The sequence below is a fragment of the Alkalicoccus urumqiensis genome (assembly GCF_002993335.1).
GTDB classification, from domain to species: domain Bacteria; phylum Bacillota; class Bacilli; order Bacillales; family Salisediminibacteriaceae; genus Alkalicoccus; species Alkalicoccus urumqiensis.
Genome location: NZ_PVNS01000006.1, coordinates 18,247 through 43,519, shown reverse-complemented (window position 1 = coordinate 43,519; position 25,273 = coordinate 18,247). Strand labels below are relative to the sequence as shown.

The 25,273-nt window shown below is 57.4% G+C and carries 24 protein-coding genes and 1 riboswitch; of the genes, 1 reads left to right on the top strand and 23 read right to left on the bottom strand.

Features of this window, described 5'->3' with window-relative positions:
• Nucleotides 1-290: 290 nt before the first annotated feature.
• The 11 genes from C6I21_RS16455 to C6I21_RS07460 form a co-directional block, all read right to left on the bottom strand.
• Nucleotides 291-452 carry a hypothetical protein gene (locus C6I21_RS16455; RefSeq protein WP_181186158.1) on the bottom strand — a complete coding sequence of 54 codons (162 nt, stop codon included), beginning with the start codon at nucleotides 450-452 and terminating at the stop codon, nucleotides 291-293.
• A 47-nt stretch (nucleotides 453-499) separates the two neighbouring features.
• Nucleotides 500-2,092: a CTP synthase gene (locus C6I21_RS07505; RefSeq protein ID WP_105958838.1), complete on the bottom strand. Its 1,593-nt coding sequence runs from the start codon at nucleotides 2,090-2,092 to the stop codon at nucleotides 500-502.
• Nucleotides 2,093-2,273: 181 nt separating this feature from the next.
• Nucleotides 2,274-2,786 carry a DNA-directed RNA polymerase subunit delta gene (rpoE, locus tag C6I21_RS07500; RefSeq protein ID WP_105958837.1) on the bottom strand — a complete coding sequence of 171 codons (513 nt, stop codon included), beginning with the start codon at nucleotides 2,784-2,786 and terminating at the stop codon, nucleotides 2,274-2,276.
• Nucleotides 2,787-2,925: 139 nt separating this feature from the next.
• The gene (gene icmF / locus C6I21_RS07495; protein WP_105958836.1) at nucleotides 2,926-6,138 is read right to left on the bottom strand and encodes a fused isobutyryl-CoA mutase/GTPase IcmF; all 3,213 of its coding nucleotides are present in this window, start codon (nucleotides 6,136-6,138) and stop codon (nucleotides 2,926-2,928) included.
• Nucleotides 6,135-6,788: a TetR/AcrR family transcriptional regulator gene (locus C6I21_RS07490; RefSeq protein ID WP_105958835.1), complete on the bottom strand. Its 654-nt coding sequence runs from the start codon at nucleotides 6,786-6,788 to the stop codon at nucleotides 6,135-6,137. Before C6I21_RS07490 ends, icmF begins: the two co-directional genes overlap by 4 nt.
• Nucleotides 6,788-7,717, bottom strand: a complete 930-nt coding sequence (meaB, locus tag C6I21_RS07485; RefSeq protein WP_245411567.1) for a methylmalonyl Co-A mutase-associated GTPase MeaB — start codon at nucleotides 7,715-7,717, stop codon at nucleotides 6,788-6,790. The genes C6I21_RS07490 and meaB overlap by 1 nt, the downstream gene beginning before the upstream one ends.
• 4 nt (nucleotides 7,718-7,721) lie before the next feature.
• Nucleotides 7,722-8,864 (bottom strand): acyl-CoA dehydrogenase, encoded by a 1,143-nt coding sequence (locus C6I21_RS07480; protein ID WP_105958834.1) that lies wholly within the window; start codon nucleotides 8,862-8,864, stop codon nucleotides 7,722-7,724.
• A 27-nt stretch (nucleotides 8,865-8,891) separates the two neighbouring features.
• Nucleotides 8,892-10,037, bottom strand: coding sequence for an acyl-CoA dehydrogenase (locus tag C6I21_RS07475; RefSeq protein WP_105958833.1), 1,146 nt, complete (start codon nucleotides 10,035-10,037; stop codon nucleotides 8,892-8,894).
• Nucleotides 10,034-10,897 (bottom strand): 3-hydroxybutyryl-CoA dehydrogenase, encoded by an 864-nt coding sequence (locus C6I21_RS07470; RefSeq protein WP_105958832.1) that lies wholly within the window; start codon nucleotides 10,895-10,897, stop codon nucleotides 10,034-10,036. The genes C6I21_RS07475 and C6I21_RS07470 overlap by 4 nt, the downstream gene beginning before the upstream one ends.
• A 3-nt stretch (nucleotides 10,898-10,900) precedes the next feature.
• Nucleotides 10,901-12,091, bottom strand: a complete 1,191-nt coding sequence (locus C6I21_RS07465; protein WP_105958831.1) for an acetyl-CoA C-acetyltransferase — start codon at nucleotides 12,089-12,091, stop codon at nucleotides 10,901-10,903.
• A gap of 594 nt (nucleotides 12,092-12,685) precedes the next feature.
• Complete coding sequence (locus tag C6I21_RS07460) at nucleotides 12,686-14,773, bottom strand: (Fe-S)-binding protein (RefSeq protein WP_105958977.1); 2,088 nt, start codon at nucleotides 14,771-14,773, stop codon at nucleotides 12,686-12,688.
• Between the two features lie 170 nt (nucleotides 14,774-14,943).
• On the opposite strand from C6I21_RS07460, the gene cls reads away from it, so the two are divergent.
• A complete protein-coding gene (gene cls, locus C6I21_RS07455) occupies nucleotides 14,944-16,140 on the top strand; it encodes a cardiolipin synthase (protein ID WP_181186157.1) in 1,197 nt (398 codons plus the stop codon).
• 121 nt (nucleotides 16,141-16,261) lie between these two features.
• On the opposite strand, the gene crcB is transcribed toward cls, so the two are convergent.
• The 12 genes from crcB to C6I21_RS07395 form a co-directional block, all read right to left on the bottom strand.
• Nucleotides 16,262-16,642: a fluoride efflux transporter CrcB gene (crcB, locus tag C6I21_RS07450; RefSeq protein ID WP_181186156.1), complete on the bottom strand. Its 381-nt coding sequence runs from the start codon at nucleotides 16,640-16,642 to the stop codon at nucleotides 16,262-16,264.
• Nucleotides 16,639-17,019, bottom strand: a complete 381-nt coding sequence (locus C6I21_RS07445; protein WP_105958828.1) for a CrcB family protein — start codon at nucleotides 17,017-17,019, stop codon at nucleotides 16,639-16,641. The genes crcB and C6I21_RS07445 overlap by 4 nt, the downstream gene beginning before the upstream one ends.
• A gap of 661 nt (nucleotides 17,020-17,680) precedes the next feature.
• Nucleotides 17,681-18,121 (bottom strand): nucleoside deaminase, encoded by a 441-nt coding sequence (locus tag C6I21_RS07440; protein WP_105958827.1) that lies wholly within the window; start codon nucleotides 18,119-18,121, stop codon nucleotides 17,681-17,683.
• A 56-nt stretch (nucleotides 18,122-18,177) separates the two neighbouring features.
• Nucleotides 18,178-19,176 (bottom strand): ThiF family adenylyltransferase, encoded by a 999-nt coding sequence (locus C6I21_RS07435; RefSeq protein WP_245411572.1) that lies wholly within the window; start codon nucleotides 19,174-19,176, stop codon nucleotides 18,178-18,180.
• Nucleotides 19,176-19,949, bottom strand: a complete 774-nt coding sequence (locus C6I21_RS07430; protein WP_105958825.1) for a thiazole synthase — start codon at nucleotides 19,947-19,949, stop codon at nucleotides 19,176-19,178. The genes C6I21_RS07435 and C6I21_RS07430 overlap by 1 nt, the downstream gene beginning before the upstream one ends.
• A gap of 4 nt (nucleotides 19,950-19,953) precedes the next feature.
• Nucleotides 19,954-20,154, bottom strand: a complete 201-nt coding sequence (gene thiS, locus C6I21_RS07425) for a sulfur carrier protein ThiS (RefSeq protein ID WP_105958824.1) — start codon at nucleotides 20,152-20,154, stop codon at nucleotides 19,954-19,956.
• Entirely contained in the window at nucleotides 20,151-21,218 is a 1,068-nt protein-coding gene (locus tag C6I21_RS07420; protein ID WP_105958823.1) for an NAD(P)/FAD-dependent oxidoreductase, read from the bottom strand. The genes thiS and C6I21_RS07420 overlap by 4 nt, the downstream gene beginning before the upstream one ends.
• Entirely contained in the window at nucleotides 21,176-21,772 is a 597-nt protein-coding gene (locus tag C6I21_RS07415) for a thiamine phosphate synthase (RefSeq protein WP_181186155.1), read from the bottom strand. Before C6I21_RS07415 ends, C6I21_RS07420 begins: the two co-directional genes overlap by 43 nt.
• Before the next feature lie 83 nt (nucleotides 21,773-21,855).
• Nucleotides 21,856-21,966: riboswitch (TPP riboswitch) on the bottom strand.
• A gap of 126 nt (nucleotides 21,967-22,092) precedes the next feature.
• A complete protein-coding gene (locus C6I21_RS07410; RefSeq protein WP_105958821.1) occupies nucleotides 22,093-22,527 on the bottom strand; it encodes a GNAT family N-acetyltransferase in 435 nt (144 codons plus the stop codon).
• 94 nt (nucleotides 22,528-22,621) lie between these two features.
• Nucleotides 22,622-22,792, bottom strand: coding sequence for a XapX domain-containing protein (locus C6I21_RS07405; RefSeq protein ID WP_105958820.1), 171 nt, complete (start codon nucleotides 22,790-22,792; stop codon nucleotides 22,622-22,624).
• A 180-nt stretch (nucleotides 22,793-22,972) separates the two neighbouring features.
• The gene (locus tag C6I21_RS07400; RefSeq protein ID WP_105958819.1) at nucleotides 22,973-23,794 is read right to left on the bottom strand and encodes a hypothetical protein; all 822 of its coding nucleotides are present in this window, start codon (nucleotides 23,792-23,794) and stop codon (nucleotides 22,973-22,975) included.
• Nucleotides 23,795-23,894: 100 nt separating this feature from the next.
• On the bottom strand, nucleotides 23,895-24,896 hold the full coding sequence (locus C6I21_RS07395; RefSeq protein ID WP_245411566.1) for a LacI family DNA-binding transcriptional regulator: 1,002 nt from the start codon (nucleotides 24,894-24,896) through the stop codon (nucleotides 23,895-23,897).
• Nucleotides 24,897-25,273: the final 377 nt, after the last annotated feature.

Sequence of the window (25,273 nt, the reverse complement as noted above, 5' to 3'; positions counted from 1 at the left end):
TGGAAGGCAGACGGAGCGGAAAAGACGGCAGCGTCTTTTCCGCTTTTTATTAGAACTGCAGGCGGTCCTGTCAGAGAGGCAGCGGGCCTGGCTGCAGGTGGATGTTCTCTACGTTTTTTTCTTGGACGTCCCGAAAAAACGTCCACTTCCCGCGGTGTAATGTATCGTAACCCGCTGGGAAACGTTCGTAAGCAGGGACTCGACGTTCGTAACTGAGGCATGGACGTCCGCTTCTATAAAAATGTATCACTTCTCCTGCTGAAACGTCCGTAACCGGCACAGAAGGTTCGTTACTGCCGGAAAACGTCCACTTCCTCAAAACCAAACCACCTTCCACCGGCACCGCCCTGCGCTGCCCCGCTGCCAGAACCAACAAACGGTTCCAAGCAGAGGCGGGCGCCTACCAGCCCGCGGTCTTCAAATCCTTTAAAATCCCCTCTCCGCTGCATCATAAAAACCGGAAGCAGCTGCTGCTTCCGGCCGTTATGGTCCGTGCTGGTTACGCCTGGGCGGCACGGATAAATTCACGGAAGAGCGGCTGCGGCCGTGTCGGCCGGGAGACGAATTCCGGGTGGAACTGGGACGCCACGAAGTACGGATGATCGGTCAGCTCGATGATCTCGACGAGGCGGCCGTCCGGGCTCAGTCCGGAGAACGTAAAGCCGGCTGCTTCCATTTCTTCGCGGTACTTGTTGTTGAACTCGTAGCGGTGGCGGTGGCGCTCGTAGATCACCGGCTCGCCGTACGCTTCATACGCTTTCGTATCCGGCTTCAGACGGCACGGGTACAGACCGAGGCGGAGCGTACCGCCGAGATCTTCCACATCCTTCTGTTCCGGAAGCAGGTCGATGACCGGATGCGTCGTTTCCGGATTCAGTTCCGACGAATGCGCATCCGAGTAGCCGAGCACGTTTCTCGCAAACTCGACGGACGCCAGCTGCATGCCGAGGCAGATACCGAGAAACGGCACGTTCTGCTGGCGGGCGTAGTTGATCGCCGCAATCTTTCCTTCAATGCCGCGGTCACCGAAACCGCCCGGCACGAGAATCCCATCGGCGCCTTCTGTCATTTCCGCAACGTTTGCGTACGTCACATCTTCAGAGTTCACCCATTTGATATCTACGTCGGCATCGAAGGCGAAACCGGCGTGCTTCAGCGCTTCGGCGACGGATAGATACGCATCAGGCAGCTCGACGTATTTTCCGACGAGTGCGATCGTAATCTTTTTCGATAAGTTCTGCACACGGTCGACGAGCTCCAGCCATTCGCTCATGTCCGGTTCCGGCACATTCAGCTTCAGGTGGTCGCAGACGAACTGATCGAGGTGCTGCTTCTGCAGATCGAGCGGCACCTGGTACAGCGTATCGGCATCCCGTGCTTCGATGACGGCGCGCTTATCGATATCACAGAAGAGCGCGATTTTGTCTTTCATCTCTTCCGGCACCGGACGCTCGGTACGTACGACGATAACGTTCGGCTGAATGCCGAGACTGCGGAGCTCCTTCACGCTGTGCTGCGTCGGTTTGGATTTCATTTCACCGGCTGCGCTCAGGTACGGAATGAGCGTGCAGTGAATGTAGAGCACGTTTTCTGCGCCGAGGTCGCTTTTCACCTGGCGGATCGCCTCTAAAAACGGCAGACTCTCAATGTCGCCGACCGTACCGCCGATTTCGGTGATGACAACGTCCGGATTTCCGTGGGAGGCGGCCTGTTCTATACGCTGTTTAATTTCATTCGTAATGTGCGGGATCACCTGCACCGTGCCGCCGAGGTAGTCGCCGCGGCGCTCTTTTTTCAGAACAGAGGAATACACTTTCCCCGTCGTAACGTTGCTGAATTTGCCGAGATTGATGTCGATGAACCGCTCGTAGTGCCCGAGGTCCAGGTCTGTTTCGGCGCCGTCATCGGTGACGAACACTTCCCCGTGCTGGTATGGGCTCATCGTACCCGGGTCGACGTTGATGTACGGGTCGAACTTCTGGATGGTGACGGTCAGGCCGCGGTTTTTCAGGAGTCTGCCGAGGGAAGCGGCAGTGATTCCTTTGCCGAGCGAGGATACAACCCCGCCGGTGACGAAAATATACTTTGTCATGCTGTTCACTCCTCGTTTATCGATCATGGGGCGGAAAAATGCTGCTGCAAAATAAAAAAAGCGCTCCCCTCCATAGAGGGGGCGCTGAACGTACAGATACGCTCCGTTTTTAGGGAGCCCAAACATGATTCTAGCGAGGCGGCATCGAAAAGTCAAGCACGATTCTGTATCCGGATGCGTGCTATTTCTCTTCTTCCTCTTCTTCTGCTTCCTCATCCTCGTCGTCTTCTTTTTCTTCTTCGCCGTCCGCTCCGAAGTCCTCTTCGTCGAGATCTTCAAAGTCGGTATCTTCTTCATTGGCGAGTTCATCGAGCTCATCTTCAATATCTTCGAACTCGTCCGTTTCTTCGAGCTCATCATCGAAGCCTTCTGCTTCCGCTTCTTCCTTCGCCGCTTTTCTCCGCTTCGGCATCGTCTGGGACAGCTCTTCCTCTGTCTGCTCAAACGGGTACCAGGAACGGAGCGCCCAGCGGTTGTCGCCTAAGTTGACAAAGCGGCCGTCGAGCGACATCTGCGTGTACAAGTGCGAAATCCGCTCTTTTTTCCGTTCGTCGGAGAGCTCCTGAATTTCAGCAACGCGGTTGATTAAAACCGAGTAATCCTCCGGTTCGTTATGCTCTGTTAACAGCTCAAACGTCACATCGATCATGGAAATTTCCTTCAGCTGTTCCTGCGTGTAATCCTTAAGACCCATCGGTAGGCACACCCTTTCTCATCCTGTATCGTCCAGTGCACAAATCGGCACTATCCGCTTCTAAATCATACCTTCCATTATAAACATACGGGAAGGTGTTTTTCCAGCGGAACAGGCATTTTTTTCAGCAGAATGGCCGTTAAATGTTCCGGCGGTAGCGTCCACCCACGCCATAGAGCGCATGCGTGATCTGGCCGAGGCTCGCATAACGGACCGTCTCCATCAGCTCTGCGAATAGATTCCCTCCGTCGAGTGCCGTTTCTTTCAGCCTGCGGAGCGCCTCGTCTGTTTTCGATGCGTTCGCCTTCTGAAACGTGCGCAGCCGCTGGATCTGATCTTCCTTCTCCTCTTTGGACGCCCGGGCAAGCTCCATGGAAAACGACTCGGCTTTCGGCGGGTTCGGGTTTAAATACGTGTTCACCCCGATGACCGGCAGTTCGCCGTTGTGTTTTTTGGTCTCATAGAGGAGCGACTCTTCCTGAATCCGGCCGCGCTGGTACTGCGTCTCCATCGCGCCGAGCACACCACCGCGGTCGCTCATGCGGTCCATCTCCAGAAGCACCGCTTCTTCGACGAGATCGGTGAGCTCTTCGATAATGTAGGCTCCCTGCTGCGGATTTTCGTTTTTCGCAAGTCCCATCTCCTTCGTAATGATGAGCTGAATCGCCATCGCCCGGCGCACGCTCTCCTCGGTCGGCGTCGTCACCGCTTCATCGTAGGCATTCGTATGAAGCGAGTTGCAGTTGTCGTAGATGGCCATAAGCGCCTGAAGCGTCGTGCGGATATCGTTGAAATCGACCTCCTGCGCGTGCAGTGAGCGGCCGGACGTCTGAATGTGGTACTTCAGCTTTTGACTGCGCGCATCGGCGCCGTACTTCTCCCGCATGGCCACCGCCCAGATGCGCCGCGCCACACGGCCGATGACGCTGTACTCCGGGTCGAGGCCGTTTGAGAAAAAGAACGACAGGTTCGGCGCAAACTTATTCACGTCCATGCCGCGGCTCAAGTAATACTCGACGTACGTAAATCCGTTCGCGAGCGTAAACGCCAGCTGGCTGATCGGATTGGCGCCGGCTTCGGCGATATGGTAGCCGCTGATCGACACCGAATAATAGTTGCGCACCTGGTGGTCGATGAAATACTGCTGAATATCACCCATCATGCGGAGGGCGAACTCCGTCGAGAAAATGCACGTGTTCTGCCCCTGATCCTCTTTTAAAATATCCGCCTGCACCGTGCCGCGCACAACGTGGAGCGTCTCCTTCCGGATGCGTGCGGCCTCATCCGCATCCGGTGCGCGTCCGTGCTCCTCCTCAAACCGCTCCAGCTGCTGATCGACCGCCGTATTCATAAACATCGCCAGAATAATCGGCGCCGGTCCGTTGATCGTCATCGACACCGACGTCGACGGCGCCGTCAGATCGAATCCGGCATACAGCTGTTTCATATCCTCAAGCGTGCAGATGCTCACGCCGCTCTCTCCGACCTTTCCGTAAATATCCGGCCGCTCCCCCGGGTCCTCCCCGTAGAGCGTCACCGAATCGAATGCCGTACTGAGCCGCTTGGCATCCTCCCCGTCCGACAGATAATGAAAACGACGATTCGTACGGGCCGGGCTCCCCTCGCCGGCAAACTGCCGCTTCGGGTCCTCCCCTTTCCGCTTGAACGGGAACACGCCCGCCGTGTACGGAAAGGCGCCCGGAACGTTTTCGCTCCGCAGAAAGCGGATAATCTCTCCATAGTCGTGAAACTTCGGCAGGGACACTTTCGGAATCCGCAGACCGGAAAGCGAATACGTATGCGCTTCGGTATGCAGTTCCTTTCCGCGGATGACGGACGTAAACGTCTCCTGCGCGTAGGCTTCCTTCAATGGCTCCCAGGAGGCAAGCTGGGTTTTCGTTTCCTCCCGGAGATTTTCTTCGAGTGTGTCTTTCAGCTCCGTCACAGAAGATGGCGCCTCCTCCAGCTGCTCGAGTACGCCTTCGGCCTGGAACAGCTTCCGCGCTTTGTCTGCTTCCTCCGCAGTCGTCGCATGGTAGCCGCGCACCGATTCGGCAATATCGCGCAGGTAATGGACCTGCTCTGGCGGAATCACGGCGCGGCCCGGCTTCAATTCGGCATCTTTCCCAATGTCGGTTTGAAACGCCGGGTCGAACCGTGTCAGAAGCACGGTCAGCTCGTAAAACAGACGCGTCGTCCCGGTGTCGTTGAACTGGCTTGCGACGGTGCCGAACACCGGCATGTCCTCCGGTGATTCGTCAAAGCGGAGGTGGCTGCGCTGGTACTGGCGGCGCACTTCCCGCCGCGCATCCTCCGAGCCGCGCCGGTCGAACTTGTTGATGGCGATAATATCGGCAAAGTCGATCATGTCGATTTTCTCGAGCTGGGACGGCGCGCCGAACTCGCTCGTCATGACGTACATGGAAATGTCAGCGACGTCCGTCACTGCCGCGTCGCCCTGCCCGATGCCGCTCGTTTCAACAATGATGAGATCAAATCCCGCTTCTTTTACTACCGGAAGCGTCGTCCGGACGGCTTTCGACAGCTCCTGCCGGCTGTCCCTCGTTGCCATGGAACGCATGTAAATGTTGTCGTGGTGGATCGCATTCATGCGGATGCGGTCTCCGAGAAGGGCACCGCCGGTTTTTTTCTTCGTCGGATCGACGGAGAGAACGGCGGCCCGCTTCTCCGGAAACGTCCGTAAAAAACGGAGGATCAGCTCATCGGTTAAAGAGCTTTTCCCGGCGCCGCCGGTACCGGTAATGCCGACGATGGGAACGTCGTTTTCCCCGGACAGGCTGTTCAGGAATTCGTGTTCGCTGTCGGTCAGCGGCTGGTCGAATGCCTGTTTTTCCGCTGCGGTAACGGCGCGGGAGAGGACGATGCTGTCTTTATCTTTGAGCGCGTCCCGGCTCAGCTCCGTGACAGGGCGGACGGCGTCTCTGCATTCGTCGATCATGAGGTCGATCATGCCCTGCAGGCCGAGAGTGCGTCCGTCGTCGGGAGAGAAGATGCGGGCGATGCCGTAGTCGTGGAGCTGGTTGATTTCGGACGGGATGATGACGCCGCCTCCGCCGCCGTAGATGCGGATGTGGCCGGCGCCGAGGCGTTTTAATTCGTCATAAAGGTACGTGAAGTAATCGATGTGGCCGCCCTGGTAGGAGGAGATGGCGATACCCTGGACATCTTCCTGAATGGCGGCGCGGACGACTTCTTCGACGGAGCGGTTATGGCCTAAGTGAATAACTTCGGCACCGGCTGCCTGAAGCATGCGGCGCATGATGTTGATCGAGGCATCATGGCCGTCAAAGAGGCTTGAAGCGGTGACAAAACGTACGGGTGTCTGTGTCATGATCCACACGTCTCCTTTCGTTCATCCTGCACGCGCAGGCCGTAGAACAGCTGGTCGATCTGCAGGCGGATGTAGGTGTCGATGGAATAATGTTTCGAGAGCGCCCAGCGCCGGAACGTCCACATCTGGCCGGCGACGAGAATCTGGTGGGCGAAGAGGGGGCGGGCTTCTTCACTCAGGTGAATGACGCCCAGTTTTTCCGCCTCCGCGAGCTCCTGCTGGAACACCTGCTGCATGCGGGTTTCTTTTTCCAAAACATAGGCGAGCGCGTCGCCGGAGAGGGATTTCGTTTCCTGGTACATGACGAGCACAGCGTCCTGCAGGTCATCGACACTCCGGAAATAGGCTTCCATCACCTGCCGGAGCCGCTCCAGTCCGGTGCCGTCCGACTGCTGCAGCTCTTTCCAGCGCGCGGTGACGTCATCGTAGACGGCGTCACAGACGAGGAATAGGATGTCTTCTTTCGAACCGATGTATTCATACAGCGTGCCGATGCTGAATCCGGCAGCGGCAGCAACTTCTCTTGTCGTTGTGCGGTGGTAGCCTTTTTCATGAAAGGCGCGGACCGCCGCGCGGATAATCTGCTGCCGGCGCTGGTCGACGAGCCGTTGGTTTTTCACAATGGACGGAATATCTTTTCGGGACGGCACTACAATCGGCCTCCTTTCGATTCAAGCCAGGCAGTGAGCGCCGCGTGGGCGGCGGTATACGGGTCGCTTTCCCGGGCGGCTGTTTCGGTGACGAACGGCTCTGCTTCCCGGCGGAACTGTTCGTACAGACGGCGGCGTACTTCTCCTTCGTGCTGCCGGCTGCGGCGTTCGTCGAGTGCGCCGGTTTCCCGGAGCATAAGCTGGTGGGCATCGACTGCTTCCATCAGTTCTTTCATGCCGCGGTTTTCAGGCACGGACGTTTCTACAATGCGGCGCCACTCCGGGGAACTGCTGATATGAAGCAGATCTTCAAGCTCCGAGCGGAGTTTCCCCACTCCCGGAAGGTCGGCTTTGTTAATGACAAACAGGTCGGCGATTTCCATGATGCCTGCTTTGAACGCCTGAATAATGTCGCCGCCGGACGGATACAGGACGAGAACGACCGTGTCGGCCGTTTTCATAATATCCAGCTCCGCCTGTCCGACGCCGACCGTTTCAATGAGAATCCGGTCAAACCCGGCGGCATCCATGAGCCGGACGATGTCCTGGCACGATTCGGACAGACCGCCGAGACTTCCACGGGTGCCGCTGCTTCTGATGAATACTCCCGGGTCGCTGTCGTGGTCCTGCATGCGGATGCGGTCGCCGAGGAGCGCGCCGCCGGAAAACGGACTCGTCGGATCGACGGCGCAGACTGCCGTCGTTTTTCCGTCCTGACGGAATTCATGGATCAGCCGGCTGACGAGCGAGCTTTTGCCGGCGCCGGGGGAACCGGTGATGCCGATGATCTGCGCGCGTCCGGTGTGCGGGTGGACGGCTTTCATCAGCTCCCGCGTCCCTTCTTCGTCGTTTTCCACGAGAGAAATCGCACGTCCGAGCATCCGCTCATCGCCTGCCAGCAGCTTTTCCACATCAACTTTTTTCTTCACAACGCTACTCCTGAAGCAGCATTTTGGAAATGACGACGCGCTGAATTTCGTTGGTGCCTTCGTAAATCTGCGTAATTTTCGCGTCGCGCATGTACCGCTCGACAGGATAGTCTTTCGTATAGCCGTAGCCGCCGAATACCTGCACCGCTTCGACGGTTACTTCCATCGCGGAATCTCCGGCAAACAGCTTCGACATGGCGGAGGCCATTCCGTACGGCACGCCTGCCGATTCGCACCACGCAGCCTGGTACGTCAACAGCCTTGAGGCTTCGACCTTCACGGCCATATCCGCAAGCTTAAAGGCGATGCCCTGCATCTGGCCGATCGGCTTACCGAACTGCTTGCGCTCCTTCGCGTATCCGGCGGCCGCATCCAGCGCTCCCTGGGCGATGCCTACGGCCTGGGCGGCGATGCCGTTTCTGCCGCCGTCGAGCGTCTGCATGGCGATTTTAAAGCCCTCCCCCTCTTCCCCGAGGCGGTTCTCTTTCGGCACGCGGACGTTGTCCATAATGATTTCAAGCGTCGGGGACGAACGGATGCCGAGCTTCTTTTCCTTCTTGCCCATCGTGAAACCGTCCATGCCTTTTTCGAGAATAAAGGCGGTGCACCCTTTATGTTTTTTCTCCGGATCGGTGAGGGCGAAAACGATGTAGAGATCGGCTTCGCCGCCATTGGTTATCCATACTTTCGAACCGTTGAGCACGTAATCGTCACCGTCCTTTACGGCCGTCGTTTTCATACCGGCGGCGTCGCTTCCGGATCCCGGCTCGGACAGCGCGTAGGCACCGAGCTTCGCCCCTTCGGCGAGCGGACGCAGAAACTGCTGCTTCTGCTCTTCGGTGCCGAACGTGTAGATCGGCCAGCTACAGAGCGAGATGTGGGCGGAGAGCGTGACACCGGTCGAGGCACAGACGCGGGAGAGTTCTTCGACGGCGATGACGTAGCTTAAGTAGTCTGCGCCGATGCCGCCGTATTCTTCCGGCCACGGGATACCGGTGAGGCCGAGTTCGGCCATTTGATCGAAGATACCGCGGTCAAACCGCTCCTCTTCGTCCCGTTCCGCGGCCGTCGGAGCCACCTCTTTTTCGGAGAAATCGCGTACCATTTTCCGGATCATTTCCTGTTCGTCGCTCAGTTGAAACTGCATGTATGTCTCATCCTTCCTCTGTTTGGTCTATGTGTGTTTCAGCATATGTTTGCTCAGTACGATGCGCTGAATTTCGCTCGTGCCTTCGTAGATCTGCGTCACTTTGGCATCGCGGAAAAACCGCTCCACCGGATAGTCTTCCGTATAGCCGTAGCCGCCGAAAATCTGGACGGCTTCAATAGCGGTGCTCATCGCCGTTTCGGAGGCAAACAGCTTGGCCATCGAGGCTTCCTTTCCAGCTTTTTCCCCGCGTGTGCGGAGATCCGCCGCCCGGTACGTCAGGAGTTTCGCCGCCTCGACGCGCACGGCCATGTCGGCGAGTTTGAAGGCGATGCCCTGCATGTCCCCGATCGGCCGGCCGAACTGCTTTCTTTCTTTGGCGTAGGCCGCAGCGGCGTCGAGCGCGCCTTCTGCAATGCCGAGCGCCTGGGCGGCGATGCCGATTCTTCCTGCATCGAGGTTGGACATGGCGATGCGGAACCCTTCGCCTTCCTGCCCGAGACGGTTGGCTTCCGGTACGTGCAGATCCTCAAACGATAGTGGCGTCGTGTATGAGCCGTGGAGCCCCATCTTTTTTTCGCGCGGCAGCACGTGGAAGCCGGGCATGTCTTTTTCCACGATAAAGGCGGTGATGCCGCGGCTTCCTTTATCCGGCGCCGTCTTGGCGAAAACGATGTATGTATCCGCCGCGCCGCCGTTCGTGATCCACATTTTCGAGCCATTCAGCACGTAGCTGTCTCCCTTTTTTACGGCTGTCGTTTTCATGGCCGCAGCGTCACTGCCGGCGCCGGATTCCGATAAAGCGAAGGCGCCGAGGTATTCACCGGAGGCGAGCTTCGGCAGATAGTGCTCCTTCTGCGCGTCGGTGCCGAAGTCGAGAATCGGGTACGTGCCGACGGACGTATGCACGGATAAAATGACGCCGAGGGCCGCGCTCACGCGGGAGATTTCGTGAATGGCGAGAATGTAGGACGTGACGTCCATGCCGGCACCGCCGTATTTTTCCGGGATCGGGATGCCCATGAGGCCGAGCTCTCCCATCTCCCGGACGATTTCGGCTGGAAACCGGTCCTCTCTTTCCATGCGCGCGGTTTCCGGCTGCACTTTCTCTTCAGCAAACTGGTGCACCATCCGCTGCATCATCTGCTGTTCGTCGGTAAAGGTGAGGTTCATGAGGAGCCTCCCTCATACTGATAGAAACCGCGTCCGGACTTCAGGCCGAGCCAGCCGGCGCGGACATAGTTTTTCAGAAGCGGGCACGGACGGTATTTCGGATCGGAAAAGCCGTCCTGCAGCGTTTCCATAATGTAAAGACACGTATCCAGGCCGATGAAATCCGCGAGTGTGAGCGGGCCCATCGGATGATTCATGCCGAGCGTCATGACGCTGTCGATCTCTTCCGGCGTGGATACGCCTTCGTAGACGGCGTAGACCGCCTCGTTGATCATCGGCATCAAAATACGGTTGGAGACAAACCCGGGATAGTCCTGCACTTCCACCGGCGTTTTCTGCATCGATTCCGCAAGTGCCGTGACCGTCTGATGCGTGGCGTCGGACGTCTGCAGCCCGCGGATGACTTCGACGAGCTTCATGACCGGCACCGGATTCATAAAGTGCATGCCGATGACGCGGTCCGGCCGCTTCGTCTCCGCGGCAATTTCCGTGATGGAAAGCGACGATGTGTTTGTTGCGAGCACAGCGTGCGCCGGTGCAAAGGCATCGAGCTGGGCAAAGATCGTTTTTTTCACGTCCATGTTCTCCACCGCGGCTTCGATAATAACGTCCGCCTCTGACGCTTTTTCCATGGACGTCGTCACGGCGAGCCGCCGCATGATTCGTTCTTTATCGGCGTCGTTCATGCGTTCTTTTTCCACCTGCTTTTTCAAGCGCTTCCCGATCGACTCCCGGCCGGCTTCGGCGCGGGATTCTTCTACATCGTATAACAGGACTTCCAAACCTGAAGATGCGGCAGTCTGGGCGATTCCGGATCCCATCTGACCGGCGCCGATGACCATTACCTGGTTGATTTCCATCGTTTATCCCTCCTGTGCAGGTACGTCGATTAACACGGCATCCCCCTGGCCGCCGCCGCTGCAGATGGCCGCGATACCGAGCCCTCCGCCGCGGCGCCGGAGTTCATAGGCGAGTGTGAGAATAATCCGGGCGCCGCTCGCGCCGATCGGGTGGCCGATCGCAACCGCACCGCCGTTGACGTTCACTTTTTCTGCATCGAGCCCGGCAATTTTTCCGCTGGCAAGCGACACCGCGGCAAACGCCTCATTCACTTCAAACAGGGCGATATCATCAAGCGAATGGCCCGTTTTCTCCAGCAGCTTGTTGATAACGAGTCCCGGGGTTTCCGGGAAGTTTTCCGGTTCGACTGCTACGCGGGCGCTGTCTTTTAACACGGCGAGGACGTCGTGACTTCCGGCGGCCGCTTTCTCCCGGCTCATCAGCACCATGGCACAGGCACCGTCGTTGACCCCCGGCGCGTTTCCGGCGGTAATCGTTCCGTCTGCGCCGAACACCGGCTTTAATTTCTGCAGTCCTTCAACGGTCGTATTTGCCCGCGGCGCTTCGTCGTCGGTGACGCGGACCGGATCGCCTTTCCGCTGCGGAATTTCCACCGGCTCGATTTCGTCTGTGCGGCCGGCCTCTCTCGCTTCAAGCGCACGCGTATGGCTTTTCACCGCCCATTCGTCCTGCGCTTCCCGGCTGATCGAATGTTTCTGTGCCGTCTGGTTACCGTAGTTTCCCATATGGACGCCGGTGAATGTACACGTCAGTCCGTCGTGCACCATGAGGTCGTGGAATTTCTGCTCCCCCATTTTGAAGCCGAAGCGTGCCCCTTTGACGAAAAACGGCGCCTGGCTCATCGACTCCATGCCGCCGGCCACGATCGTGTCGTAATCTCCGGAGCGGATCATCAGGTCGGCGAGCGTGACACTTCTCATGCCGGAAGCGCACACTTTGTTGATCGTCTCCGTTTCGGTCTGCCACGGAATACCGGCTTTCTCCATTACCTGTCTCGACGGCAGCTGCCCCTGTCCTCCCTGGAGCACGCAGCCCATAATGACGTTTTCCACCTGCTCTGCGGGCGTATTTCCTCTGGCGAGCGCTGCTTTCACGGCGTGGGCGCCGAGCTGGGCCGCTGTCCACGAAGACAGCGCGCCTCCGAGCTTTCCGACAGGCGTGCGGGCGCCGCTTACGATTACTGTTTCTGTCATCGTTCATCCCTCCTGATAAAATGACCGAGCGTTCGCTCAGTTTTTTCTCACTGCGAAAACGGGCAGATTGGCTGCACCGGGGTTATCGTCACTTAATAAAGCGCTTACATACTTTTATTGTAAATCATTTCAGCGGAAAAAGGCACCCTGTTCTTTGAAAGACTGTCCGCCGGTGAACAGGGTGGCCGGCCGCTCCTGCAGTGACGCTGTTCTTTTGAAAAAGCGGACCATCGCGGCCCTCCCGCGGACCAGAAAGAAGGATCAGCGGAACAGGACAGCAGCGTATCGGAACAGGAACGGCTGCTGCCGGACCATCTGCGTCCTATCGGACCAATTCTCCGCGAAATCGGAACAGGTTCTCCCCCTCAGCGGAACAGAAAACGAGCTCTCCGGATCAGCGTACTGGCTCCCCGCCCGCCGGAAAACGTCCGCTTCTCAGGAGACGGTGTATCATAACACGCTGTTAAACGTTCACAAGCCGCGGTTTGACGTTCATAACGGACGGGCCGACGTCCGCTTCGCCGTCCGGTCAGACAATGCCGGAAAAGCAGTAAAAATCCCACGGGGTCCGCAGACGGCCCGTGGGATTTCCGGTCAGACGGCTGCCGGTTCTTCTTTTTTCACGAGGGAGCGCTCCAGAATTTCGGCTACGTCCATCGTTTTCACGTCTTCATCTACTTCTTTCGCTTTCGTTCCGTCGCTCATCATCGTGAGGCAGTACGGGCAGGCGGAGCCGATCATCGAGGACGATGTCGCAAGTGCCTGCTCGGTGCGGGCGACGTTGACGCGTGTTCCGGTATCTTCTTCGGTCCACATCATGCCGCCGCCGGCTCCGCAGCACATGCCGTTTTCTCTGTTCCGCTCCATCTCGACGAGCTCAACCCCCGGAATGGACTTCAGGATCTCACGCGGCGGATCGTACACATCGTTGTAGCGGCCGAGGTAGCAGGAATCGTGGTAGACGATCTGCTCGTTTACTTCGTGCGTCGGCTTGATACGCCCTTCCTGGATCCACTGGAATAACAGCTCGCTGTGATGGTAGATTTCTGCCTCGAGTCCAAAATCCGGATACTCGTTTTTGAAAGTATTGTACGTGTGCGGGTCGATCGTGACGATTTTTTTAATGTCGTTTTTCTCGAATTCCTGAATGTTTGCCGCGGCAAGCTCCTGGAATAAGAACTCGTTGCCGATGCGGCGCGGCGTATCCCCGGAGTTCTTTTCTTTGTTGCCGAGAATCGCGAACTTAATGCCGGCTTCATTCATAATTTTCGCAAACGACTGAGCGACTTTCTGGCTTCGGTTGTCATAGGAGCCCATCGATCCGACGAAGAAGAGGTACTCGAACTCCTCGTCGCGCTTTTTCATTTCGCGCACGGTCGGTACATCGATATCGTCCCGTCCTTCTCTCCAGTTCTCGCGCTCTTTGCGGTTGATACCCCATGGATTGCCCTGCTTTTCAATGTTCTGGATTGTCCGCTGGGTATCCGGGTCCATCTTTCCTTCGGTGAGTACGAGGTAGCGGCGCATGTCGATGATTTTGTCGACGTGCTCGTTCATGACCGGACACTGGTCCTCACAGTTGCGGCACGTCGTACATCCCCACAGCTCCTCTTCGGTAATAACGTCGCCGATCAGGCTCACGTCATACGGGTTGATGTTTGTTTCTTTTCCTGCGGCAAGCTTATTGCCATCCGTGTGGGAAAACGCGTACGCCGGCATCCACGGAGACTGGGACGTGACCGCAGCGCCTTTTTCCGTTAAATGGTCCCTCATTTTTAGAATCAAATCCATCGGGGACAGCATTTTTCCTGTGCCGGTCGCCGGACACACATTCGTACAGCGTCCGCATTCCACACAGGCATACAGGTCGAGAAGCTGCTTCTGATCAAAATCTTCAATCTCATTTTTACCGAACTTCTCTGCATCCTCATCTTCAAAATCGATGGCTTCGAGCTGGCCGCGTTTATGCGTCGGCCCCAGCCAGACGTTGGCAGGCCCTGCCACAAGGTGGGCGTGCTTCGACTGCGGAATGTAGACGAGAAACGTCAGCAGGAACAGGAGGTGCGCCCACCAGAAAACGAAGAATCCGGCACCGGCTGCGGTGGCACCGATCGGAGAAGCCGCGGCTGCGATTCCCGAAGCGATCGGCTCCGCGGCCGTTAAGTCCTTCCCGAGCCAGATAAATTCCATCCCTTTGGCCATCAGCTTCGATACCATGAGGCCGCCGATAAAAATCAGCACGAGTCCGGCTTTGAAGTTGCGCTTTAAGCGGACGAGCTTTTCCACGTAGCGGCGGTGGAATGCCCAGACAACCGCCACGAGAATCATGACAACGACGATTTCCTGGAAAAATGTAAACACCGGATACAGCGGGCCGAGCGGCAGGTGGCTCCCGGGATTCAGTCCTTTCCAGATCACATCAATGGCGCTGAACTGTACGAGCAGAAACCCGTAGAAAAACATCACGTGGATGATCCCGCTCTTTTTGTCTTTCAGCAGTTTTTTCTGTCCGAATACCATCGTGATCATGGCATCCCGGCGTTCTTTCATCGACAGGATAAATTCCGGTTTCTTGCCCATTTTGATGTACGCCATCCGCGTCTGAACGAGCCGGGCGAACAGGAAAACAGCGTAAGCGGTTACAAGAAGGAACATGATCCAGTTAATTACGATTGGATTCATGAGGATAACGCCCCTTTCTATAAATTCATTTCTTTTCAGCTGATATGATTCAGTATAGCATAAAATGACAATGAATGAGTATTCATTCATAAAAATTCTCTCTTTTTTTTGTTTTCTGTTATGATAAAGAAAGTTTCGGGTAGAGCAAAATGAAAAGGGGGACTATATATATGAAGAAAAGCACTTTACGCTGGGCAGCTGCGGCTGTCATTACCTGGATATCACTGGATCTGTACTTCGGCAGAAAACAGCATGAGAAACAGTCAGGTGATTTCCGGCCGCCGGAATCGTCCAGCGGGGAAGCGGCTTTCTTCCGTAACGGGACAAAGCTGTATGAGCACATGATGGAACGGCTCCGCGGGGCAGAGCACAACATTTATATGTACAAGTATTTTTTCCGCGACGACCGGCTCGGCTCGGAAATTATTCAGGTATTGACGCAGAAGGCGCAGGAAGGCGTTCACGTCCGGCTTCTCGTGGACTGGATTGCCTCGGAGGTCCGCGGCGAAACGAAGAAAAAATTGAAAAACGCCGGCGTTGAATTTGCCTATTCCCAGAAGCCATCGTTTCCCTTTTTCTTTTATTCGCTGAATGAGCGTAACCACCGGAAAGTGACGGTTATCGACGGTGAGCACGCCTACATGGGCGGCTTTAACGTCGGGGATGAATATGCCGGGGACGATCCGGAAATCGGTATCTGGCGCGACTACCATCTTCACATCCGCGGTCCGGCGGTGCAGATGCTCGGTCATCAGTTTGCCCGGGACTGGAAAACGGCGACCGGCGAAACCATTTCGCTGCAGAAACCGAAGTACGAACCGGAAAACCCGATGCCGATGTACCTTCTCTCCACGGACGGCGCGCATCTTCCTCAGCATTTCCGCAGCCTGTTTCAGCGGGCGGAGCATTCGGTGTTTATCGGTACACCGTATTACGTTCCCGACGGTGAAATGCACAACGAAGTCGTCCGTCTCGCTCAGCGCGGCGTCCGCGTCCGGCTTCTCTTTCCGAAGTACCCCGACCACATCCTGGTGAAGGATGCAGCGTTCTCCTACCTCCGCGAGCTGCTGGAGGCAGGCGTCGAAGTCCGCCAGTTCAATCAGGGCTTCTACCACGCTAAAGTCATAATGATCGATGAAAAAGTCGTGGATATCGGCACCGCCAATTTTGATATGAGAAGCTTCTATATGAACCATGAAGTGAACTTGATGATCGAAAGCAGCGAATGGGTGCCCCGCGTCACGGAGTATATGGTCGATGATTTTGAAACGTTCGGGGAGCCGATTACACTCGAAGATCTCAATGGAAGAACATGGGTCGATAAACTCCGCGAACGGATTGCCATGGTTTTTTCATCCTGGCTGTAAAACAAGTTTGCAATGAATGTAAAAGGGTATATCTTTACTAACAGCATGACTTTCACACCATGACTTTACAGCACGAAGGCTGCCGGAATCTTCCGGCAGCCTTTCTGCATGTCTGGATGTGTTAAAACGCAGCGGACGCATATCCGAGCAGGAAGCCCAGTACGGCGCCGATAATCGTAAGCGTGCTGTACCAGAGTGCCGGCATCCACGATTTCTGCCGCAGCAGCTGGAATGTTTCCACGGAAAACGTGGAAAACGTCGTAAAGGCACCGAAGAAACCGACCCCTGCGATCAGGTAGACTGGATCCTCCGGCTGTATCACAGGCACCATCTGAAGGTACAGGCCACAGAACAGGCCGAGGCCATAGGAGCCTGCCGTATTCACGATCAGCATCGGTGCCGGAATAGCAGCGTCTTTCGTCCAGCCGGATAAAACGATGCCGAGAACGTAGCGGAGGAGCGCCCCGGCCCCTCCGGCCAGTGCGAGAAGAAGGATCATCATACGCTTTTCCCTCCCCGCCGGTAACATAGAAAAAAGCCTGCCGCCGCGGCCGCAATACCGCCGACGGCACTTCCGCCGAGATACAGAAGCACAGCTCCTCCGTGCAACCCGGACGTTACCACCGTATCAAGCGCGAGCGTTGCCATCGTTGTAAATCCGCCGCAGAACCCGGCACCCGCTCCGGCCTTCAGCCAGAGCGGGATGTTTTTTGTCAGCGCCAGAGCCGTTACCGCACCGAGCAGAAAGCTTCCGGTCACGTTCGCCGTCATCGTTGCGTACGGAAACGACGCTTCGATAAATAATGTATTCAACCCAACGCGGAGCAGTGTGCCGAGCGCTCCGCCGGCAAACACCGCAGCCAGTACATGAATCTGCATGCTTCTCTCCCCTTCGTTTTCCGTGTTCAGTGTAGCATGTGCGGGCGCCGGGAGAAAGTGCTTCTGCAGTGCGGATGACTGCGGGCGCTGTCCGTCCTCTGACCAGAGCCGGGATCAGGAGCAGAGGAAAGCAGATGGGCCGCCGCGGGGGCCGGGGGCCGGTGATCCGGCGGGATTGTTTTCTAGGCCGGTAAGAGGTGAAACCTGTTCCGATTTCGGCTGAAGATGGTCCGCTATGACGCGCTTGGTCCGGGGAAGGCCGATCCTGGCCGGGATGTTCCGATAACGAGCCATGCTGGTCCGCAGAGCTCCATTTCTGGTCCGGCGTTTTCTGAAGGACATCAAACAGCTGCTGCCTAATCCACTGATACCCGCGGGCAGACACCGCCCCCTCTGACCAGATCCGGGGTGGATTCCAGCAGGACCGCCATGGCAGCACAGAAGATCGCAACGCCCGCACATCAGACCGCCACAGCACCTGCGAAGACCGCCATGCCATGTGAGGATCGCCACGCGCAGGCTGAAGACCGCCATACGAAAACCGAAGATCGCCACAGTTCATCCCCGGACCGCCACAGGAGGGCCGAAGACCGCAACGAAACCGCCCGGGCCTCTAACAAAGAGAAAACCGCCCGGCTCTCACCGGACGGTTCCTTCCATGTTATTCAAACGGGGCCATGGGATCCATTGCTGTCTCCACTGCTTTCGGCTGAATGCTGCGTTCTCCGGGGTCTTTCCGGAGCTCGTCGTACAGCTGCTGGGGCTTGTCGTCAAACGCATTCTGCTCCGCGACCGACAGGCCGTAGTACACGTCCGTAATCCCGCTCCAGAAAATAGCGGCATAGCACATCGGACACGGCTCGCAGTTCGTATACAGCACGCAGCCGGATAAGTCCCGGCTTTCCAGTGCACGGCCGGCCGCCTGGAGCGCGCGGATTTCGCCGTGCGCCGTCGGGTCAAATGCAGCTTTTCCGTCATTCACACCGGACGCCACTTCCTCCCCGTCCTTCACGACCACCGCCGCAAACGGGTCCTGCCCCTGCTTCGTATTATCCACCGCCATGCGGATGCATTTCTCGATCCACTTCTGATGCTCTTCCATTCTGCCATCTCCCTTCCGCGCTTCCTCCCAGACGATATAGCCGTTTTCACACCGCCCTAAACCATCAGACCGACGTACTGCTCATACAGCCGGAGCGCCTCCGACTCATCCGGCGCCTCATGCACCAGCACACGTCCATCCCGGAACACCACCATCCGGCATCCCTCCGGATACAGCTGCAGCACAAACTCATTTTCCCTCCACGGAATATCCATTCCTTTCCCCTTCACCCGGGAAAACGGGATGCGCCTGTCCGGCTGGATCTGTACCGTACGCCGGCCGCAGAGCATGCGTACCGACGGCATGTTCTCCTGAAGAGCCGGATAGTCCGGTCTGCTGCCGCATGCCGGACAGTCTTCCGCTGCAAGCCGCTTCAGGTCCATCGCTTTCGTTCGTCCGGTGAACACATCCATCCACTGCAGCACCGGCGTTACGTCTTCACTGCCGCCGAGTATCCGGAGGGCCGCGGCTGTCTGGATCGCAGACGTCCACTGAACGGCAGGCGAAACGACGCCGGCCGTATCACACGACTCCTCCGGACCGGGCACGGCCTGTTCCAGGCAGCGGTAGCACGGCTGTCCGCCGGCAAGAATCGGTGCGGCCATGCCGATCGTGCCGCTGACTGCGCCGTACACCCACGGAAAACCGTATTTCTGCGCTGCGTCATTCAGCAGCCGCCGCGCTTCGCGGTTATCGAACGCGTCGACGGCCAGATCGATGTCCCGGTGCTCTTTCAGAAACGACGGCGTGAGCTCCCCGACCGTCGTCTCGATTTCCACGTCGGAGCGGATATCGTACAGCCGCCGGGCAGCTGCTTCCACCTTCGGAAGCGCGGCTTCAGCGTCGGCTTCCGTGTACAGCTGCTGGCGCTGCAGATTGGAGAGCTCCACATGGTCGCGGTCGATAAGGATCAGTTTCCGGATACCGGCGCGGACGAGAGTTTCTGCAGCAGCACTGCCGAGCGCCCCGGCGCCTGCGACCAGCACGGCAGCTTCTTCGATCCGCTTCTGTGCGCTGCTTCCGAGAACCTGCTCCTGGCGGTTATACCGGTTCATCACGATGGCCGGCTCACCCCTGTCTGAGGGCTGGAGGCGAAAGCGGTGTCCCGCGGCGGGATCGGACCGCTTTCAAAGGCGAGCCTTCCCGCCGTCACCGCTGCTTTCATCGCCTCCGCCATTTTCTCCGGATCACCGGCGCCTGCTACAGCGGAGTTTAAGAGGACCCCGTCTGCGCCCATTTCCATCGCCTGCGCGGCGTGCGACGGCGTGCCGATGCCCGCATCGACGATGACCGGTACCTGTGCCTGCGCGATAATCTGCTTCAGGTTGTACGGGTTTACGATGCCGAGTCCGGAACCAATTGGTGCTGCGGCCGGCATGACGGCGTGGCATCCGGCCTCCTGTACGCGTTTTGCGAGCACGACGTCATCGGACGTATACGTCAGCACCGTGAAGCCGTCCTCCACGAGCATTCTCGTCGCTTTGATCGTCTCTACCGGATCGGGAAGAAGCGTTTCGCTGCAGCCGATCACCTCGACTTTAATCATGTCGCAGAGCCCTGCTTCCCTCGCGAGCCGTGCGGTGCGGAGTGCTTCCTCCGCCGTGTCCGCGCCGGCCGTGTTCGGAAGCATCTCGTAGCGTGCAAGGTCAAGCCCCTGAAACGTTTCCTCACGCGCATTATCGAGCGGAATGCGGCGCACCGCAAACGTCAGCACGCCCGTACCGGAAGCCTCCACTGCTTCGACCTGCTCCTCCGGTGTCCGGTATTTTCCTGTTCCAAGCAGCAGCCGGGACTGCAGCGTTTTTTCGCCGATCTGAAGTACACTCATTTGTTCAGCCTCCTCCTACAAATTGAACGATCTCAATTGTATCGCCTTGTTCCAACGTTTCGTTTTCCCATTCGTCCCGCTTTAAAATCATGCCGTTGCGCTCCATGGCAATCCGGCCTTCAAGACCTAAATGCGCGGCGAGATCTGCAGCACTCATTCCTTCTCCGCCGATCGTCCGCTCTTCGCCGTTAATCGTCAGTGTCATTTCGTTACCTCCTCCGGTGAAAATGGCGCCAGCTCTTCCGGGCGGCTGCCGGTGTCCATCCACCGGGTAAGCAGCCTGCCGGTCCAGCCGGCGTATAAAATTCCGTTCCGGTAGTGACCGATCGTCGTAAACAAGCCGGGCTTCGTTTCCGCGACGAGCGGCGGTCCACCTCGTCTGCGCGGGCGGACGCCGGCCCAGTGCTGGATGAGCGCTGCGTCGGCAAGAGCCGGGTACAGAGCAACGGCCCTTGAAAGCAGCTGCGCTGCTGCGCCGGCATGCACGTCCAATGTTTCGTCCCCGGGCGTTTCTGTCGCGCCGATAATAATGCGGCCGTCTGCTTTCGGTACAAGATAAATGTGTTCATCCACGATCGTTTCCTTAAACGGCTGTACAGCAGGGCGGACGGCGAGACACTCCCCCTTGACAGGTTCCAGCACGGCTCCTGAAAGGCTGGTCCCTTTCACTGCTCCGGAAATGCCCGGCGCCTGAAGGACGTACCGGCTCTGATAGATGCCGCTTTCTGTCTCCACCTGCCAGACGTCTCCCGATAAGACCGCCGCGCGGACGGTTGTCTTTTCTCGAATCTCTCCGCCGGCGTTTTTGATCCCCTGTGCAATGGCAGCCGCTGCCTGAATGGCATCCACCTGCGCTTCCTGCGGGAAAAAGACGCTTTCTTTCACGTCGGCGCCATCTGGAAACCGTGACTGTACCTCCAGGCCGAGCGCTTTCTGTTCCACGGCTGCCGAACGGAGCTCGTGGATGCATTCCGGAGAGCTTGCGGTCCGGTAGGCTCCGTGAAGACGGAGCCCCGTCGATTTCCCCGACGTCCGTTCTATTTCCGCCGCCCACGTTTTCCAGTAGTCCCGCGCGCTTACTGCCGCACGCTGCAGCGCTTCACCGGCATGACGCTCCGTCTGTGCGCCGAGCATGCCTGCGGCTGCTTTTGTCGCTCCGCCTGCCGCCGTTCCTTTTTCGACAACGAGAACATCCGCGCCGGATTGGGCTGCATGCCAGGCCGCACTTAATCCTTGAATTCCGCCGCCGATGACGAGAAGGTCATACATCGTTCCACCTCTTTTCGGTACTGCCGTGTGCTGTTTTCCGGATCAGGCGCCCCCATCATGCCGGTGATGACGGCTGCTCCGGCGGCTCCTGCCTGATACAGCTCTTCCATATGCTCCGGTTTGATGCCGCCGACAGCGATCACCGGTACGTTCACTTTCCGGACGATCCGGGAGAATGCCTCGATCCCGATGCCCGCCCCCGGCTTGGAACGCGGAGGGTAGACCGGTCCGGCAATCAGGCGTTCTGCGCCGTTTAACACGGCCTGTTCCGCGGCTGCCGGGCTGTGGACCGAGCGGCTGTGCGGCACCGTCTCCGGCGGGGCGTGCTCCGGCAGATGAATTCCCTCCGGCCGGACCGTATACGCCGTTTTCGTGTTCAGGATGAGACGGGCCGGACCGCTCCAGGAGCGGATCACGGCATCTGCTTCCGATGCTGTCCAGTCCGGCTCCCGGAGATGCACCGCGTCCGCACCGGCGAACTGCACCGCCTGCGCGGCCTGCCACCAGAGAGCCGGCGGCATCGTTCCTGTTGAGATTGCGTGTAGTTCCATCATTACTCCTCCACTCTGTGTGAGAAAGGGCGGAACGCAAAAAAAGACGCCCCCTGTCATTGCTGCAGGGAAGCGCCTGTACTGGTCCTCTCGTTCCGTCACTTCCCTCCGCCAGTATCAACTGGATCAGGTTCTGGGAGTCCCGAAGTTATCCGCTTCGATCTCAGCCCTCTTAAAGGGCACCTCCAGTGCACATCTGTATCATGTTGTCAGAGCCGCTTCAGTGAGCAGGCCGGTAATTGGCTCCTTTTGAAAAAGCCGACCTTATCTTTGAGCGTACGCTGTTTTCTGAACATTGTCAACAAAGGCACAACTGTCCACAATCAGCGGAGTGTTTTCTCCATGCGCACGTGCTCAATGCCGTCCTCATCAAACGGCTCGGACGTCGTCACGTACCCGTGGCGGTGGTAAAAAGCCTCCGCATGTGTCTGGCCGTGAAGAATGGAAGACGACGCACCGGCGCGCACTGCCTCTTCTTCGAGCTTTTCCAGAATCCGGCTGCCGAGCCTTCTGCCGCGGAACGCTTTCTGGACACAGATCCGCTCGAGCTTGGCCTGACTGCCTTTCATATGAAACCGTGCCGCTCCCGCCGGCTCCCCGGCCGTTCCCGCCAGAATATGCACAGCACCGGACGTCAGCGTGTCCCACTTATCAAACTCATCTGCTTCCGGTACGTGCTGCTCCGTGATGAAAACGTCCCTGCGGACGCGGAACGCCGCCTCCAGTTCTTCTTCTGTTTCAATTTTATGTACGTTCATTTCTGATTCCTCCTTCTGTGTTCAGTATACCGATGTCTCCAGCAGGGCACAAAAAAAGCCCCCTTCTGCTTTGTATGAGCAGTCAGGGGGAGGGTTACGCGAAAAAGGTCACGGACGCCCATTCATATAGTTTATAGCCGAAATAGATTCCAAAGATACCCATAATTCCCGGAAGTGCGGGTGGTGCCGGAATCGGCAGTTTGACGATACCAAAAACAAGTCCAACGATCAGTCCTGCGAGCAGGGCAAGCAGTACTTCCTGCATGTAGGTCACCTTCCTTTTTATAAATACACCTTGTCAGTTTTTCTAACCTCACTTATTCTAACAGATAGAGGTACGTACATCTAGTGTTTTTTTGTATTTCATGAAAAATAGTTCGTTTCGATTCGAAATTTTGTTTAATTCAGATAGAAAAAGACTCCTCCGAAGAGAAGCCTTTTCGTATTATTCCGCCGGCGACAGCACGTTTAAAAAGACATCGCCGTGCCCCCACAATTCGCTTTCATAGTGCGCATTCTGATTAAAAATAGATAAGTAGCGGCCGTTCAGTTGACCGTAGTACAACTCAAAATAGAATTCGCCGGCCACTTCAAAGATATAGCCCGTTTCGATGAAGTCTTCGGGAAGCCCTCCCTCGAGTTCGGGAAATTCATCCTCGGACAACGTAGTGATTTCCTCCTCGAAAATGTACCCGCCGTCAAACAAGTGGTCAAAGTGCGCTTCCACATCCTCCGCCGTGGCCTCCGGCTCAAAATACTCCACCATCAGCGTCCCTTCGATCGACACGCGGTCGGGCACCCCGTCCTCCGCTTCTTCGATTTCGGTCACTTCCCAGCCTTCCGGGATATAGCCTTCCACCGGAATCAGCTCCGGGGAAAACGGCACGTACGTCTCCTGCCAGCTGTTTTCCTGCTGCGTGAATTCCACGGTAAATGACGACGCACCGCTGTCTTCAAAGTCGAGCTTTTCAAACGTCGGTTTCACCCGGACCGGCTCTTCGGACTCCGCAGGCTCCTTCTGCGGTTCATCCGGCCCAGAAGGTTCCGCCGTGTCCTCCTGTGGCTCTGCCGATTCCGTCTCCTCTTCTGCATGCGCGGCTTCTGCTTCCTCCTCAGACGTTTCCTGCGCACCGCTTTCGCCGCCGGCCGGATCCGCTGCCTCTTCCTGCGGACTTCCTGCATCATAGATCAGCAGCGCGGAAATAACAGCCGCAGCTCCTACCGCACCACCGACTTTCCACTTCGTGCTTCGCTTCTCTTTTCTCATCCCGACCGCCCCTTTCTGTTTCTGTAGACGCAGGATAGGCGAAAAAGACTCGCTTTTTTAGAAAACGATGCAAAAAGACAGATACACGGGCTGCCTTCTTCTATCTTTTTGCTGTCGTCGAAGCGCGCACGACGAGTTCCCCCGGAATGAGCACTTCCCGGTCCACCACGTTGTTTTCCATCCAGCCGAAGAGGCTGTGGGCTGCACTCTCCCCAAGCTTTTCCTGCTGCTGCCGGACGGTTGTCAGTCCGAGGTACCGCGACGCAAAAATATCATCCAGCCCGATAAACGCCATGGAATCGAACCCGCGTCCCGACTCCTGCCACGCCCTTACAGCCCCGAACGCCATCATATCCCCCGCAGCGAAAACGACGTCCGGGAGCGGACCTCCGGCTTCGAGCCGCTTCATGGCATCAAAGCCTCCCTGTTCGGAGAAATTCCCTTCCAAGATCCACTCTTTCTTCAGCGTCAGCCCGGCATCCGCCGCTGCTTTATAAAAGCTCTGATCCCGTATGGTGGCGATGATGGACGTCTGCATGCCGCTGACATAGGCGGCGTTTTCCCATCCCTGCTGCTGGATATAGTCGACGACGAGACCCATCATCTGGTCATTGTCGGACATGACGTAGCTGGATTTCGGACCGGTCAGCTCCAGATCGAGGCCGACGCACGGAATATCGCTCTGGTCGAGCTCGTATACGGAGGACTGGATATTGCCTCCGTTAATGATGACGCAGCCGTCCACGTTGTAATGAAGGCAGCGCGCGAGAAAATCTTCACTGCCGGTGTGAAATTTTTCGTTGGAGAAAAAAAGCATGTCATAGCCGTATGTACCGATCGTCCGCTTGAATGCGCTCAGCACCTCCACGAAAAACGGGTGATTGAAATCGGCGTTGACTTCCCCGGCGTACACGACGCCGACGACGTTCGTTTTCTTTCGGGCAAGCGTCTGTGCCGAATAGGAAGGACGGTAATTATGCTCCTCCATAATCTTTTTGACACGCTCTTTCGTCTTATCGTTAATATCATCGTAGTCATTAATAATTTTCGATACCGTCGCCCTCGATACACCCGCAAGCTCTGCTATCTGCTTAATCGTCATCCGCACTGCCGGAGACCCCCTCCAGAAGAAGTTTCTTCCATCATATCACAGCTGTTTCACGTGAAACACTGCAGACAGCCGGACGGTCGCCCGTCCGGATTCTTGCTTTTTATCAGCTCGTTCCCGCTTTTCCTACGCATGGCTCCGGGCGGCCGCGCCGCAGGGCAGGAGAGCGCTGCCCGGCGGCTCAGGACACAGGCCGCCTCCGCTCATGCGAAAACCGCCGGGCATAGACCGCCCGGACAGGTTCTCTCTTCTTCCAGCCCGTTCCCGCTTTTCTTACGCATGGCTCCGGACGGCCGCGCCGCAGGGCAGGAGAGCGCTGCCCGGCGGCTCAGGACACAGGCCGCCTCCGCTCATGCGAAAACCGCCGGGCA